General features: G+C 70.6%; 12 protein-coding genes. 6 read left to right on the top strand and 6 right to left on the bottom strand.

Annotated features, from left to right (window positions below; all coding sequences use genetic code 11):
- Positions 1-93: 93 nt before the first annotated feature.
- Complete coding sequence (locus tag ABE505_RS14120) at positions 94-543, top strand: CopD family protein (protein ID WP_346443858.1); 450 nt, start codon at positions 94-96, stop codon at positions 541-543.
- Positions 544-600: 57 nt separating this feature from the next.
- Here the strand turns inward: ABE505_RS14120 and ABE505_RS14125 are convergent, their stop codons facing one another.
- From ABE505_RS14125 to ABE505_RS14135, 3 genes are all read right to left on the bottom strand, one after another.
- Positions 601-2,274, bottom strand: coding sequence for a LysM peptidoglycan-binding domain-containing protein (locus ABE505_RS14125; RefSeq protein ID WP_346443860.1), 1,674 nt, complete (start codon positions 2,272-2,274; stop codon positions 601-603).
- A gap of 133 nt (positions 2,275-2,407) precedes the next feature.
- A complete protein-coding gene (locus ABE505_RS14130; protein WP_346443862.1) occupies positions 2,408-3,193 on the bottom strand; it encodes a 3-hydroxybutyrate dehydrogenase in 786 nt (261 codons plus the stop codon).
- Between the two features lie 58 nt (positions 3,194-3,251).
- Entirely contained in the window at positions 3,252-4,940 is a 1,689-nt protein-coding gene (locus ABE505_RS14135) for an alkaline phosphatase (RefSeq protein WP_346443863.1), read from the bottom strand.
- 140 nt (positions 4,941-5,080) lie between these two features.
- Here ABE505_RS14135 and ABE505_RS14140 point away from each other — a divergent pair, with 140 nt between their 5' ends.
- From ABE505_RS14140 to ABE505_RS14160, 5 genes are all read left to right on the top strand, one after another.
- Positions 5,081-5,377: a response regulator gene (locus ABE505_RS14140; RefSeq protein ID WP_346443865.1), complete on the top strand. Its 297-nt coding sequence runs from the start codon at positions 5,081-5,083 to the stop codon at positions 5,375-5,377.
- Between the two features lie 19 nt (positions 5,378-5,396).
- Positions 5,397-5,921: a hypothetical protein gene (locus ABE505_RS14145; RefSeq protein WP_346443866.1), complete on the top strand. Its 525-nt coding sequence runs from the start codon at positions 5,397-5,399 to the stop codon at positions 5,919-5,921.
- Between the two features lie 185 nt (positions 5,922-6,106).
- Positions 6,107-7,399, top strand: coding sequence for a dicarboxylate/amino acid:cation symporter (locus ABE505_RS14150; protein WP_346443868.1), 1,293 nt, complete (start codon positions 6,107-6,109; stop codon positions 7,397-7,399).
- A gap of 399 nt (positions 7,400-7,798) precedes the next feature.
- Positions 7,799-9,217 (top strand): pitrilysin family protein, encoded by a 1,419-nt coding sequence (locus ABE505_RS14155; protein ID WP_346443870.1) that lies wholly within the window; start codon positions 7,799-7,801, stop codon positions 9,215-9,217.
- 10 nt (positions 9,218-9,227) lie between these two features.
- Positions 9,228-10,703 (top strand): pitrilysin family protein, encoded by a 1,476-nt coding sequence (locus ABE505_RS14160; RefSeq protein ID WP_346443872.1) that lies wholly within the window; start codon positions 9,228-9,230, stop codon positions 10,701-10,703.
- Positions 10,704-10,733: 30 nt separating this feature from the next.
- Here the strand turns inward: ABE505_RS14160 and ABE505_RS14165 are convergent, their stop codons facing one another.
- From ABE505_RS14165 to ABE505_RS14175, 3 genes are read right to left on the bottom strand one after another with little or no spacing between them, the layout of a single operon-like run.
- Positions 10,734-11,228, bottom strand: coding sequence for a hypothetical protein (locus ABE505_RS14165; protein WP_346443874.1), 495 nt, complete (start codon positions 11,226-11,228; stop codon positions 10,734-10,736).
- Positions 11,229-11,233: 5 nt separating this feature from the next.
- Positions 11,234-11,908 carry a DUF502 domain-containing protein gene (locus ABE505_RS14170; protein ID WP_346443875.1) on the bottom strand — a complete coding sequence of 225 codons (675 nt, stop codon included), beginning with the start codon at positions 11,906-11,908 and terminating at the stop codon, positions 11,234-11,236.
- A 45-nt stretch (positions 11,909-11,953) separates the two neighbouring features.
- Complete coding sequence (locus tag ABE505_RS14175) at positions 11,954-14,023, bottom strand: bifunctional serine/threonine-protein kinase/formylglycine-generating enzyme family protein (protein ID WP_346443877.1); 2,070 nt, start codon at positions 14,021-14,023, stop codon at positions 11,954-11,956.
- Positions 14,024-14,053: the final 30 nt, after the last annotated feature.

Raw genomic sequence — 14,053 nt, forward strand, 5'->3', positions numbered from 1 at the left:
AAAAGGGGCGGCCATTCTAAGCGGCCGTGCCGCGCGCGACCGGACGCGGAGCGACATGCGATCCTATGCGCCAGTCAGAGGAGCCAGCGCGCGATGCAAGCCTATCTGTGGGTCAAGACGTTTCACCTGGTGTTCGTGATGGCCTGGGTCGCCGCCGCGTTCTATTTGCCGCGGATCCTGATCAACCTGGTCGAGGCGCAGGGCCGCGTCGACGTGCACGAGCGGCTGGTACTGATGGGGCGTCGGCTGTATCGCTTCGGCCACGTGATGGCAGGCCTGGCGGTCGCGCTGGGCCTGGTGCTGTGGCTGGGCTATCGGGTGCTGCCGGATTTCCCGACGATGGTCGGCGGCGCGGGCTGGATGCACGCCAAACTGCTGCTGGTGGCGCTGCTGTTCGCGCATTTCGTCGTCGGTGGCCGCTGGCTCAAGGGCGCCGGCCGCGGCCGCGCGCTGCCCTCGACGCGTGCGCTGCGCTGGTTCAACGAAGTGCCAGTGCTGTTGCTGGTGGGCGTGGTGTATCTGGTGATCGCCAAGCCGTTCTAAAGCCCGATCAAGCACACCGCCCCGGTCGGCGTGTGGCCGACCGGGGCGTGTCCTGTCTCACTTGTGCGCGGTGACGCCGGCGTCGATGCGTGCGTAGCTGCGGTCGCCGAAGCCGCCCGCCGTGCTGCCGTCGGAGATCGAGAACAGCCGCTCCGACAGGCCGTAGTCGCTGTTGCCCAGGTTGCGGCCCAGCGAGAGTGCGAAGTCCCAGGCCTCGGGCGTGGGGTAGCTGCCGTCGCGGTTCTGATAGCCCAGCAAGTGGCCCAGGCTCATATGCGCACCGTTGCCGACCGCGGTGGCGGTCTTGCCGGCCAGTGCGGCCATCTGCTGCTCGCTGAAGCTCAGGCTCACGGTCTGGCCTTCCTGCACCGGCGTGCCGTCGAGGCCGCCGCTCAACGCGGCGTTGAGCATCTGCACATTGCTCTGGTCGACCTTGACGTCGTAGCTGTAGACGCGCGCACTGGCGATCTCGTTGCCGTTCGCGTCCCAGCGCTGGGTCACGTTCATCGGCACATTGCCCGCGTACTGCAGGTCGACGTTGCGTTCGACGCTGCCGTCAGGACGCGTGGTCACGACCATGTTGCCGGTATTGCGGGCGCCGTCGAGCGACAGGTTCACCGGCCCGAGCTTGGCGCTGAGATTGGTCTGCGAGCTGTAGTCCAGGCGCTCGATGGTGGCGACGTCGGCAATGCCGGCGCCGTTGCTCTCGGGCATGCGGCCGGCGGCCAGAAAATCGTTGTAGGCGGCCTGGCCGGCCTCGGTGGACAGGTCGAACTCGGCGGTGCGCAGCGTCGCGCCCGACAGGCTGTCGTTGCGGCCCAGCATGACGTTGCCGATCCCGAACTCCACGCCGACGCCGTTGTAGGCCTTGACCGCCTCGGTCGGCCCCGCGGTCACGCGGACGGTGTCCTCGCCGGTGCGCGCGATCACCGTGCTGACGCCGGTCTCGTCGGTGACCTTGGTCTGCGTGGCGAGATTGCGGAAGGTCGCCTTGAATTCGTTGGTGGTGTAGTCCGAGCCGTTCATCGTGACGGTGGACCCCACCGGCATCGAGCGCGGCGAGAACGGGTTGACCGACAGCGGGTCGACACCGGCATCGGCCGGCATCGCGACCTGGTAGCTGGCGCGGATGCCGTCGGTCCGGCCGAGCTCGACGCCGGCCTGCGGCGTGTTCACGCCGCCCTTGAGGAACACCGAGACGTCGGTCGAGGCCTTATACGTGGTCACGCCATCGGCGGTGTTGACGCCGCCGGTCACCGACGCATTCGCACCGGCGCCGAAGCTCACGCCATAGCCGTTGGCCGATTTCACCGACTCGCTGAAGGACACGCCGCCCGACGCGGTGACCGAGCCGGCCTCCGGATTGACGCTCACGTTGCCGCTGGCCGACGTGGTGGACTGGTGCACGGTGCCGGCATCGCTGGTGTAGGTGGTGCGGGCGTCGGTGCGCGTGCCCTGATTGGCGCTGATGCCGCCGGTGTTGGAGATCGAGACCCCCTGGCTGCCGCTGTGCGATGTGCGCGTGGGGATCACCAGCTCGTCGCTGGGATAGATCATCTCCGGGTTCACGACCTGCGGGTTCGCCTTGAGCAGGTCCTGCGGCGAAACACCGTACTGGTTCGCGATCTGAACCAGGCTCTCGGCCGGTTGCACGGTGTGGCGCGCGGGCTCGGTGGACGGGGATGCGGGAAGCGACGACGGCGCGTGCGATGCGGCGGGCTGAATGCTCATGCGGAACCTGAAAGGGAGATCCCATTCAGGATAAGAGCCGGGCCTATCGTCGGGACCTGGGGTTGTCCCCAGGTCGGGGCGTAAAACACCCGTCGAGCCAGCCTCGATTCAGCGATGCGCAGTCGCCCTGCGGTTACTGCATCGACCACCCATGACTGACGTTCAAGCTTTGCCCGGTCAGCGCGTTGGTCTCGAATGCGGCCAGCATCAACGCGACGTTGGCGACATCGTCGAGCGTGGTGAATTCGCCGTCCACGGTGTCCTTGAGCATGACCTGGCTGACGACTTCGTCCTCGCTCAGCCCCAGCGCCTGTGCCTGTTCGGGAATCTGCTTGTCCACCAGTGGCGTCCGCACGAAGCCAGGGCAGACCACGTTCGCGCGCACGCCGTATTCGGCGCCTTCCTTGGCCACCGTGCGGGCCAGGCCGAGCAACCCGTGCTTGGCGGTGACGTAGGGGGCCTTGAGCTTGGAGGCGAGGTGGGAATGCACCGAGCCCATGTAGATGATCGCGCCGCCTGCGCGGCGCTTGGCCATGTCGCGCAGGCATTCGCGGGTGGTCAGGAACGCGCCGTCGAGATGGATTGCGAGCAGCCGTTTCCAGTCGGTGAAGTCGAAGTCGACGATCGGACTGACGATCTGGATGCCGGCGTTGGCGACCAGCACGTCGATCCTGCCGTAATGCGCGATCGCGCGGGCGATCCCGTCCACGACCTGCGCCTCGTCGGCGACATTCATCGCCAACGCCAGGGCATCGCCGCCGGCGCTGCGGATCTGGCCGGCGACCGTCTCGGCGGCCTCGGCCGCCAGGTCGGCGACGACCACCCGTCCGCCAGCCGCGGCATAGACCTCGGCGATGCGCCGGCCGATGCCGCTGGCTGCGCCGGTGACCACGCAGACCTTGCCGTCGAGACGATTCATGCGCGCGTTCGTCATGGGGAAGATGCCGCGCAGCTTAGCGCGGCCGCGGGCACGTGCGTCAGTGCGTGCGCGCCGGCGCCGGCCTCGGCAGCTCGACCGGCACGCCGTCGGCGTTGCAGTGGCCATCTGCACACAGCTTGGTACGCAAGGCTGGCGTGGCCTGCACGATGATGTGGTAGATCGCGTTCTGCTCCATCGTGCCGCGCACCGCGTCGCTGCCCGGACCGCGCGCCCAGATACCGACGTCGTCGCCGCCATGCGACTCGCTCTTCATCGGCACCAGCGCCTCCTGCATGTAGTCCGGGTGCTCGGTGTCGACCGCGCGCAGGTCCGGACGTCCGTGCGCCGGCTCGACGCTGCGGGGTGCGTGGGGGTGGGTCTTGGGGCCGGCCGGTTGCTGGTCGCTGGCGCCGGTGTAGCCCGGGCCGTTGGCATAGGACAGCGTGGTGTAGGGCAGGCCGGTGGCATCGAGCGCATAGGCGGTGGGGTCGCCCTCTTCGCCGGTACGGCCGCGGACCTTGCCCAGGATCGGATTGCCGCGCGCCGGATAGCCGACGAAGTTCAGCGTGTGCGAGTGGTCGGCGGTGACCAGGATCAGCGTGTCGTCGGCGGAGGTCAGATCGACGGCCGCCTGCACCGCGCGCGACATCGAGACGGTCTCGTCCAGGGCGCGGAACGCGTTGCCGGCGTGGTTGGCGTGATCGATGCGGCCGCCCTCGACCAGCAGCACGTAGCCCTTGCCGTCGCGCGAGAGGGCGTCGATCGCGAAGCGCGTCATCGTTTCCAGGTCGGGCTGGCCATCAGGACCGGTATCGCGGTCGTGCTCGTAGTCCATGTGGCTGAGGCCGAACAGCCCCAGCACCGACGACGATGCACGCGCCGCTTGCAACTGCCGCGTGGTCCAGACGAATGCGCCATCGGGCCGGGCCGCCTGCCACTCTTCGACGAGGTTGCGTCCGTCGCGGCGTTGGCCGCGGATGCCGGGCATCACCTCCGCATCGGGCAGGAACGGCCGGGCGCCACCGCCCAGGGCGACGCGCGGGCCGTAGCCATCGCGTACCGCGTCGACGAACTGGCTGGCGATGTCGCGGCAGCCGGCCGCGCGTGCGGCCTCGGGCATGTCGACATCGCTTTCCCAGTTGCGGTCCGGGACGTGGGCGTAGGTCGCGGCGGGGGTGGCGTGGGTCAGCCGCGCGGTCGTCACGATGCCGGTCGCAAGGCCGGCCTCGGCGGCCAGGCGCAGCCACGACTGCAGGTGCCGGCCCTGGCTGTCGGCGCAGTCGGTGCGGTCGCCGGCCGAGACGCCGATCGCGCCCATGTGCGACTTCACACCGGTGGCGACCGCGGTCATCGTGCCGGCCGAATCGGGCGTCTGCGAATCGGTGTTGTAGGTCTTGCTCAACCCGGTGTGCGGGAAGTGCTCCCAGCTCAGCTGGTGCTCCTCGCCGCTGCCGCCGTTGCGCTGGCCTTCGAGAATCCGGGCCGCGGCGACCGTGGTCAGGCTCATGCCGTCGCCGAGGAAGACGATGACGTTCTTCGCGTTCCCGGCCATCGCGCCATTGCCCGCTGCGCGCGCGGCGCCGCTGCGGTACCACCATTGCGCGGTCTCGTCGGCGGGACGGGCGGCGACGGGGACGTCGACGTGCAGTGCGGTGCCGGCCTGGGGCGGCGTGGGGATGTCGATGGAGGCGCAGGCGGCGCAGAGCAGGGTCAGGGTGCAGGCGAGGCCCGCGGAGAGAACGCGCATGGAGAGTCGGCCCGGTAACGAAAAGATGCGCCTCCATTATGCCCGCCCCGCATGGCAGGCTCGTGTCGGTCGCGCGGCGCGCTACCATCGGAGCGCCGGCGAGGCGACTCCCCCACGCCTGCCGGCGCGGAACGACGACGATGACGCTGACCATTGCGCTGCTCGAAGACGACGACATGCTGCGCGAGCGCATCCTGCTGCCGCGCCTGGCCGACTTCGGCTTTCAGATCGAAGGCATGGCCAGCGCCGCCGAACTCGAGCAGCGCCTGCGCCGCGGCGTGCCGGACATCGTGGTACTGGATGTCGGCCTGCCCGACGCCAGCGGCTACGACGTCGCGCGGAGCTTGCGTATGCGCCATCCGCGGATGGCGCATCGTGATGCTGACCGCCCGGCGCGATACGCCCGACCGGGTGCGCGGGCTCAACGAAGGGGCTGATGCCTATCTGGCCAAGCCGGTGGAGATCGACCTGCTGGCGGCGACCCTGCACAGCCTCGCCCGTCGCCTGCACGGCGATGCGCCGTCGCCGGCACCGGCCGATGGCTGGCGACTGGCCGACAACGGCTGGCGTCTGGTCGGGTCCAGCGGCCACGGCGCGGCGCTGACCAAATCCGAGCGGCGGATGCTGCAGTGCCCGGTCGAAGCCGAGGGCGAGACAGTCGCGCGCGACCGCCTGATCGCCGCGGTCTCCGACAACGTCCATGACTTCGATCCGGCCACCGAGACCTGCGCACTCGGCACCCAACTGTTCAATGGCGCCGACGTCACCGGCCTGGCCTCCAACGGCGAGGGCGCGCTTCCGCTTCGAGGCGCAGGCCGGTCGCACGTTGACGCTGATGACGCTGGCCGGCCCCGGCAACGTCACCCTGCTCGCGCGCTATGGCGCACCGCCAACGTCGACCGACGACGCGTTCCGCTCGGCGCGTGCGGGCAGCAATATCGAAACGATCCGCATCACCGCGCCCCAGGCGGGCACGTATGACCTGCAGTTGAGCGGCAGCTACACCGGGCTGACTGTCGTCGCCCGCCAGTAGTTGCATCCGCGCACTTGGTGGCAGTCGATGTCGCCGGGCGTTGCACTGATGGGACGCTGGCGTCGCGGCAGGGGCATCGCCAACCCCCATGCGCTCACGTATCGTCGCAGTTCGACGTTTCGGGCAGGCCGCAATGAACGCAGTGGCATGGTGGTTCAGGATTCCGTTCTGGCAGCGCGTGCTCGGTGCCTTCGTGCTCGGCGCGCTGGCCGGCTGGCTGCTCGGGCCGGCAGCCGGCACCTGGCTGCAGCCACTGGGCACGCTGTACGTCAACCTGATCCGGATGATCGCGGTGCCGCTGGTGTTCTTCGCGGTCATCAATGCGGTCGCCGCCTTGCACGGGCAGCAGTCGATCGCTGCGCTCGGCGGGCGCACGTTCGGCTGGTTCGCCGCGACCGCGGTGCTCGCGGTGGGCGTCGGCTTCGCTGTCGCCTACACCTTCAATCCCGGGCTCGGCGTGGAGCCGGGCTCGCTGACCGTGGCCGCCGACTACACCCCGCGCGAGGTGCCGACCCCGGTCGAGGTGCTGCTGAGTGTGGTGCCGACCAACCCGTTCGCGGCGCTGTCGGAAGGACGGATCCTGCAGGTCATCTTCTTCGCCGGCCTGCTCGGCTTTGCACTGGTCAAGCTCGGCGAGCGCGTGGCGGCGCTGCGCACGCTGGTCGGCCAGGCGTCGGATGCGATGATCCAGGTCACGCGCTTCGTGCTCGAGATGACCCCGCTCGGCACCTTCGGCCTGATCGCCGCCCTCGTGGGCACCTACGGCTTCGAGAAGCTGCTGCCGTTGGGCAGCTTTGTGATCGCGCTGTATGTCGCGTGCGCCGCGCACATCGTCATCGTCTACAGCGGCCTGCTGCTGGTGCATGGACTCAATCCGCTGAAGTTCTTCCGCGGCGCCGCGCCCGGCATGCAGGTCGCGTTCGTCAGTTCGTCGAGCCTGGCGGCGATGCCGGTCGCGCTGCGTGCGGTCACCCACAACCTGGGCGTGAACCGCGACTACGCCGCGTTCGCGGTGCCGCTGGGTGCGACGATCAAGATGGACGGCTGCGGCGCGATCTATCCGACGTTGGCCTCGGTATTCATCGCGCAGTATTTCGGCATCGAGCTGAGTTTCGCGCAGTACGCGGCGATCCTGCTGGCCTCGGTGCTCGGCAGCTTCGGCACCGCTGGCGTGCCGGGCACGGCAGTGGTGATGGCGACGGTCGTGCTGTCGGCGGCCCGCCTGCCGCTCGAGGGCCTGGGCCTGCTGCTGGCGATCGACCGGATCCTGGACATGATGCGCACGATGACCAACGTCACCGGGCAGATGCTGGTGCCGGTGCTGGTCGCGCGCGAGACTGGCCTGCTCGATCGCGAGGTCTTCGAGGCGGCGAGCAGCAACGTCGGGCTCGACGATCCCGATCCCGACGCCGACGCGCCGCGCTGACGCAGGCGGCGTCGCCGGGCGCCACCTCGCCCAGCGTTGCAGGGCGCGGTTGAGTGGCGCGTTGGGTCGCGGCTCGAACATCGGCAGGCCCTGGTCCTGCAGCGGCATCCGGCCGCAGTCCACACTGCGTTCTGGCCCGAACAATCGGCGTTGCGGGCGACTGCATCGGCGGCCAGCGGCAAAGCCGGCATGTCGGGACAGCACGTGAGCACGGTTGCGCTGGGCGAACGCCGCCCCGGCGTCCTGCAGCCGACGATCGGGCGCCATCGCGTGCCGACGGACGGCAAGTGTGAGCGGCGCGTGCAGGCCGGGGCATGACCTGCGGCACACCGCGACGCCGGCGATGCGGCCTATAGTCGGGCTTCGCGCCCCCGGGAGCGGGGCGGCAAGGGGATCGACATGAGACGACTCGCAGGACTGGGCGGTGCATGCGTGCTGCTCGCGATGTTGGCCGCGCCGGCGGCCGCGCAGACCGCCGACTGGCAACTGCCGATCGAGACCCGGCGCCTGGACAACGGGCTGACCGTCGTGGTGTCGCAGGACCGCAGCTCGCCCACCGTCGGCGTCGGCGTGGTCTACCACGTGGGCATGCGGCTCGAGCCCGAGGACCGGACGGGCTTTGCGCATCTGTTCGAGCACTTGATGTTCCAGGGCACGCCGATCGCCCCCAAGGGCGTGTTCGACCGCGTGATCCAGGGCGGCGGTGGCCGGCTCAACGGCTCGACGCGGCCCGACTACACCAACTACATCGAGACCGCGCCGGTGTCGGCGCTCGCGCCGATTCTGTGGCTGGAAGCGGATCGGATGAAGACGCTCGACTTCTCTGCGCAGAACCTGAAGAACCAGCAGGACGTGGTCAAGGAAGAGATCCGCGTCAATGTGCAGAACCAGCCCTATGGGCTGTTCTTCGTGTTCGACATCAACCGTCTGGCGTTCGACAAGTGGGCCAACGCGCACGATGGTTACGGCAGCTTCAAGGATCTCGAGGGTGCGACGCTGGCCGATGTCGAGGCCTTCCATCGCGATTACTACGGGCCCAACAACGCGGTGGTGGGCATCGTCGGCGACATCGCGCCGGACGAGGCGTTCGCGCTGGTCGAACAGTACTTCGGCGACATCCCTGCACGTGCGACGCCCGCGCGGCCGGACGTGTCCGAGCCACTGAACACGCGCGAAAGGCGCGAAGCGCAGAGCGATGCGCTGGCGCAGGTGCCCGCGCTGGCGGTGGGCTGGAAGATGCCGCCGCGCGGCCATGCCGACCAGGCGCCGATGGCGGTACTGGCGCAGGTGCTCGCCGGCGGCGACGCGTCGCGGCTGTACCAGGGGTTGGTCAAGGGGCGCGAACACCTGCTCAACATCGACGGCGGAGTGGGCTGGCCGCTGGGGCACGCCTGGGACTACGACGGCCCGACGTTGATGACGCTGTTCGCGCTTTACAAGCCCGATGTCTCGCCCGACGCCGTGCTCGCCGCGATGGACGAGGAGATCGCGCGGATCGTGGCCGAGGGCGTGCCGGCGCAGACGCTGGCCGCGGCCAAGACCAAGCTGCTGGCCGATTACGTCGACGGCCTGGAGCCCTTCATTTCGCGCGCCGACGAACTGGCCAAGGCGCAGTTGCTGTGGGGCGATGCGAAAACGCTCAACGCAGTGCCCGGCTGGGTGCGGTCGGTGACCGTGGCCGACGTGCAGCGCGTCGCCAGGACTTACCTGACCGACGGCAACCGCACTGTCATCGACCGCGTACCGGCCGCGATGGCCCCGGCACGCGGGATCGCCCCGCCGGCCGCACCGGCCCCCGCCACCCCCGCGCAGGACTGAGGAGACCGCCATGGACATCCCGTATCGCCGTGCACGCGCAGTGCGTCCACTCGTTCTGGCGCTCGGCGCCTGCCTGATGGCCGCCGCCGCGCAGGCGCAGTCGCAAGCTGCGCCCGGTGCGCCACCGGCCGAGGCGCCGCCGACCGTGTTGCCCGCCGACCTGCCGGCCTACGGCGCCGACCGGCCGCTGCCCGAACTGGGCCTGGTCGAGCGCCGGCTCGACAATGGCCTGACGGTCTGGATCGTGCCGCGCGCGGGCGGCCTGCCGAAGGTCGACTACGTGCTGGCCGTGCGCGGCGGTCTGGCAAGCGACCCGACTGCGCTGCCGGGCATGTCGAACCTGCTCGCCGGCCTGCTGCAGGAAGGGACCGCGACGCGCACCTCGGTGCAGATCGCCGAGACGCTCGAACGTCTGGGGGCGTCGATCTCGGCCAGTGCGAGCAGCGACGGGCTCGTCATCGCCGCATCCGGTCTGTCGTCGTCGGCGCAGCCACTGGCGGCACTGTTCGCCGACGTGGTGCGCCACCCGGCGTTCCCGGCCAGCGAAGTGCAACTGGCCAAGACCAACGCGCTGCAGAGCCTCAAGGCGATGCAGGCGCAGCCGGCCTACCAGGCCAACCGTGCGATGGGGCGCGTGCTGTTTGGTGACCACCCTTACGGCAACACGCTGCCGACCGAGGCCAGCATTGCCGCCACCGACGTCGCGGCCCTGCAGGCCGCGCATGCCGCGCGCTTCCGACCCGAGCAGGCGTTGTTGGTGATCGCCGGCCCGCTGTCGGACGACGCGGCACTGGCGCTCGCGCGTGACGCGTTCGGCGACTGGGCGGGCCGCGGTGATGCCATCGCCGAGGTGCCCGCGCCCGCGGTGACCGACCGGCCGCAATTCGTCCTGGTGCCGCGCGCCGGCAGTGTGCAGTCGGCAGTGCGGATCGGCCGTCCGGCGTTCGCGGCCGACGACGCGCGGGCGATCCCCGCCGCGCTCGCCAGCACCATCCTTGGCGGTGGCTTCGATAGCCGCCTGATGCGTAACCTGCGCGAGGACAAGGGCTACACCTACGGCGCCGGCAGCAGCTTCGGCCTGCGCGCGCGGGGCGGGGCGTTCCAGGCCCAGGCCGACGTGCGCAACGAGGTCACCGGCGCGGCGATCGGCGAGTTCCTGGCCGAGTTCGAGCGGATGCGCGCCCGGCCCGTGCCGGAGGATGAGTTGCAGCGCGCCAAGCGCTTCACCGCCGGCACCTACCTGTTCCAGAACCAGTTGCAGGGGGCGGTGGCCTCGGCGCTGGCGTCGAACTGGCTACTGGGCCGGCCGGCCGATTACCTCAGCCGCTACGTCGAGCAGGCCAACGCGGTGACGGCGTCCGAGGTGCAGGCGGTCGCGCGCGCGTTCTTCGATCCCGCGCGCCAGAGCATCGTGGTCGTTGGCGACGCCGCGGTCGCCGGACAATTGACGGCGTTCGGTGCGTTCAAGGCGGACGACGCGCCTTGAGGCGTGGGCGCCGGCATGTGCCGGCGTCGTTCAACGGCGCGGTGCGGCGCCGGCCAAGCGCCCGCCGCACCAGGCCAGGGGCATTGCGCCGATCGCGTCGAGCAGGGTCATCCACACCGGCTGCGGCAACAGCCAGGCGTTGAGCAGCACGGCGATCAGGATCAGCGCGCCGACCGTCAGTGCCATGCGCATCGGCCGTCGGCGCGCGATGCGGGCGGCGACCCAGCCGCCGCACAAGGCCCCGGCCAGCCAGCCGAGCGCGACCAGCAGCAACATGCCGGTCGGGGCGATCGCGAACAGATCGGTCGGTCCGGCATCGGTAGGCAGCGCACCGGCCGGCAGCGGGAACAGCCGCTTGCCGAGGAACTCGAAACCCAGCGCGACCGTCGTGGCGGCCAGCATGCCGAGCATCAGCGAGGACAGCGTGCGGATCGTCTGGCCACGCGGCGCTGCGCGGGCGGCGGCATCGTCGCGCGCGCGCGCACCTGCGGGTTGCGTGCGCTGGCGGGGGCGACGTGTCGGCACGGGACTCAGCGGGGGGGCGCCGCCGTGGGCGGCGGCTCGAAAGGAATGGTGTCGGGCGCGACCGCGCCGCCGGAGATGATGAAGCTCATCGCCTGATCGACGGTCCAGTCGGTCGGCGTGACCTTGTCCAGCGGCACGATCTCCAGATAGCCCGAGGTCGGGTTGGGCGTGGTCGGCACGTAGACCGCCGCGAGCTCGCGGCCGGTGCCCTGTTCGCGGATCACCCGGGTCACGAAGCCGACCGATTTCATCTGGCTGTGCGGGAAATCGATCAGCACCACGCGCTGGGTGCCGTCAGGCTTGGTCTGCAGGATGTCGAGCAGCTTGCGTGCGCTCGAGTAGATGATGTTGGCCAACGGAATGCGGCGCACCAGTGCGTCGAGCCAGCCGAGCATGCGCTGCCCGATGACCCGGCGCGTCAGCCAGCCGACGGCGAGGATCAGCACGATCGTCGCGATCATCGCGACCGTCGCCTGCACCGAGGCGACGTTGATCCATCTCAGAGCCGGGAACGCGGAGGAGATGCCGTGCGCCAGGGGCACCACCCAGGGGGTGCTGATGTCCGACAACAGCACGAAGACGAACTTGACGACGATCCAGGTCAGCCAGATCGGCAGCAGCGTCAACAGGCCGGTGAGGAACAGGCGCTGCAGGCGCCCGCCCAGGGAGTGGGCACTCATGAAAGATCCGCAAAGCGAAAGGGGGGCGTCATCATGCCCGGGAAGTCATGGCAGATGTACCAGCCGGAAGCCGACGTCGTCGTAGCCGCGCCGCGGGTCGAGGGCGCGGCTGTCGAGCGCGTCGCGCCGGCTGCGCCCGGCGGCGATGCGATCCTTGCATGCGGCCGCGCAGTCGCTGCGCCACTCCGCCGGTCCCTCGGCGGACGCAGGCGCCGCGGCGCCTTGTGCGGTGGAGGCCACCACGATGCTGCGACCCTCGCGTTCGCTGCGCCAGCGTGCGTAGTCGAGTGCGTCGTGCCAGGACACGCACACCACCGGATCGTTCGGCCCCTGGTCGAAGCCCGGCGACTCCCAGTCGCGCGGCGCCAGCGCACGCAGCACCGAGCCGCGCGCGCGGCACGGCGCCGACTTGCGCCCGGTCGCGGCGACGAAGGCCGCGTAATCGCCGCGGCTGACCGGCGCGTTGGCGATCGCGAAGCTCGTGTCGCCACTGCGCACCACCCGAGCGCCTCCGGGGATCTTGGCCGCGAGCGCGTTGAGGTCGGGAATGGCCTGGGCCTCGCGGCGCAGGCGCGCCTTGGTCGCGGTGTCGAGCCCGATGGCGTCGGCGGCGGCCAGGCTGGCGATCGCGTCGTCGCGATCGACCGCGGTCACGGCGTCGGCGACGCGCGCCTCGATCGCATCGGCGACTTGCGCGCGCACCGGTTGCAGCGCCGCGACCTCCTCGGCACTGCCGGCATGTGCGCGTGCGGCCTGCAGCAGTTCGGTGGCCGCGTCGTCGTCGCCGCTGGCGATCAGCGTCCCGGCGCGGCTGCCGACCGCGGCGAAGACGCGCGCGGTCAGCGACGGCAGCCCCAGGTGCTGGGCATCGGCTGCGCGCGCGCGGCGCAGGCGCTCGAGCGCGTTGTCGTCGTGCGGTGCCGCCAGCCGTCCGGCCCGCAGTAGGCGCTCGGCGGCGGTGAGGTGGCGGTCGGCCTCCGACACCGGCGCGGCCTGCGAGGCTTCGATGCCGGCGGCGGCCGCCGTCGCGTCGGGATCGGCCTGCGGTGCGAGATCGGCATCGGCGTCGCCGTTGGCGGCTGCCTGGTGCGCGACCGGCGGCGCGCTCGCGCTCGATGCGGCCGGCGCCGCCTCGTCGGCCGCCGCGGTCGTGGCCGAGGGACGCTCCCAGGCGCGCCAGACGCCGACGCCGGCCAGCAGCACGACCGGCAGCGCCAGCCACGGCAACAGGCGGCGCCCGCCGCGGCCGATCCGGCGGATCTGCCCGGTGATCCGGGCCTCGCCATCGCGCTGGGGCACCTGCCCGAGCGCCCGCAACATCTGTCCGGCATCGGCGAACCGCCGCTTGGGCGACTTCGCCAGCGCCTGGTCCAGGAACCGCTGCCAGTGGCGCAGCTCGGGCGGCAGGCGCGGCACCGGGTTCTGCACGTGCGCCAGCGCCATCGACAGCGCGTCCTCGCCCTCGAACGGCAGTGCGCCGGTGAGCATTTCCCAGGCCAGCACGCCGACGCTGTAGAGGTCGGCGCGGAAGTCGACCTGCTGCCCGCGGGCCTGCTCGGGCGCCATGTATGCGGTGCTGCCCACCGCCAGCCCGACCATCGTCATCCGGGTGCCGTAGCCGCGGCGCAGTGCGATGCCGAAGTCCGCCAGCAGCGGCCGATCGGTTTCGTCGAACAGCACGTTCTCGGCCTTGACGTCGCGGTGGATCACCCCGCGCGCATGCGCATAGGCCAGCGCCGACAGCAGGGCGTGCAGGACCGTGCGGACCCGAGCCTGGTCGCCGCGCAGGTCGCGCTGGCCCAGGTGTCCATGCGGCAGGTGGGGCATCGCGTACCAGGGCAGCCCGTCGGCGGTGCGACCGACGTCGTGGATGCCGACGATGTTGGGATGCTCCAGGCGCGCGATCGTCCGCGTCTCGTTCTCGAACCGGCGTCGGCTGACCTCATCGGCCAGCGTCTCGGGACGCATGACCTTGATGGCGACATCGCGTCCCAGCGACAGTTGCGTGCCCAGGTACACCGTCGCCATGCCGCCGTGGCCGATGACGCGCAGCAGGCGATAGCCCGCGATCTGCGGCAGCGCAGGCGACTCGTATCCACTTGTGGTCTGCGACATGCGTCTTCCCCGTGGCGCTACAGCATACCG

It is taken from the genome of Luteimonas sp. TWI382 (assembly GCF_039674545.1).
Classification (GTDB): Bacteria; Pseudomonadota; Gammaproteobacteria; order Xanthomonadales; family Xanthomonadaceae; genus Luteimonas.

Excerpts from the sequence above, each read along its gene's own strand:
- ABE505_RS14170 (WP_346443875.1), bottom strand. The coding sequence starts at position 11,908 with ATGAGTGCCCACTCCCTGGGCGGGCGCCTGCAGCGCCTGTTCCTCACC.
- ABE505_RS14160 (WP_346443872.1), top strand. The coding sequence starts at position 9,228 with ATGGACATCCCGTATCGCCGTGCACGCGCAGTGCGTCCACTCGTTCTG.
- ABE505_RS14175 (WP_346443877.1), bottom strand. The coding sequence starts at position 14,023 with ATGTCGCAGACCACAAGTGGATACGAGTCGCCTGCGCTGCCGCAGATC.
- ABE505_RS14150 (WP_346443868.1), top strand. The coding sequence starts at position 6,107 with ATGAACGCAGTGGCATGGTGGTTCAGGATTCCGTTCTGGCAGCGCGTG.
- ABE505_RS14125 (WP_346443860.1), bottom strand. The coding sequence starts at position 2,274 with ATGAGCATTCAGCCCGCCGCATCGCACGCGCCGTCGTCGCTTCCCGCA.
- ABE505_RS14155 (WP_346443870.1), top strand. The coding sequence starts at position 7,799 with ATGAGACGACTCGCAGGACTGGGCGGTGCATGCGTGCTGCTCGCGATG.
- ABE505_RS14130 (WP_346443862.1), bottom strand. The coding sequence starts at position 3,193 with ATGAATCGTCTCGACGGCAAGGTCTGCGTGGTCACCGGCGCAGCCAGC.
- ABE505_RS14135 (WP_346443863.1), bottom strand. The coding sequence starts at position 4,940 with ATGCGCGTTCTCTCCGCGGGCCTCGCCTGCACCCTGACCCTGCTCTGC.
- ABE505_RS14120 (WP_346443858.1), top strand. The coding sequence starts at position 94 with ATGCAAGCCTATCTGTGGGTCAAGACGTTTCACCTGGTGTTCGTGATG.
- ABE505_RS14140 (WP_346443865.1), top strand. The coding sequence starts at position 5,081 with ATGACGCTGACCATTGCGCTGCTCGAAGACGACGACATGCTGCGCGAG.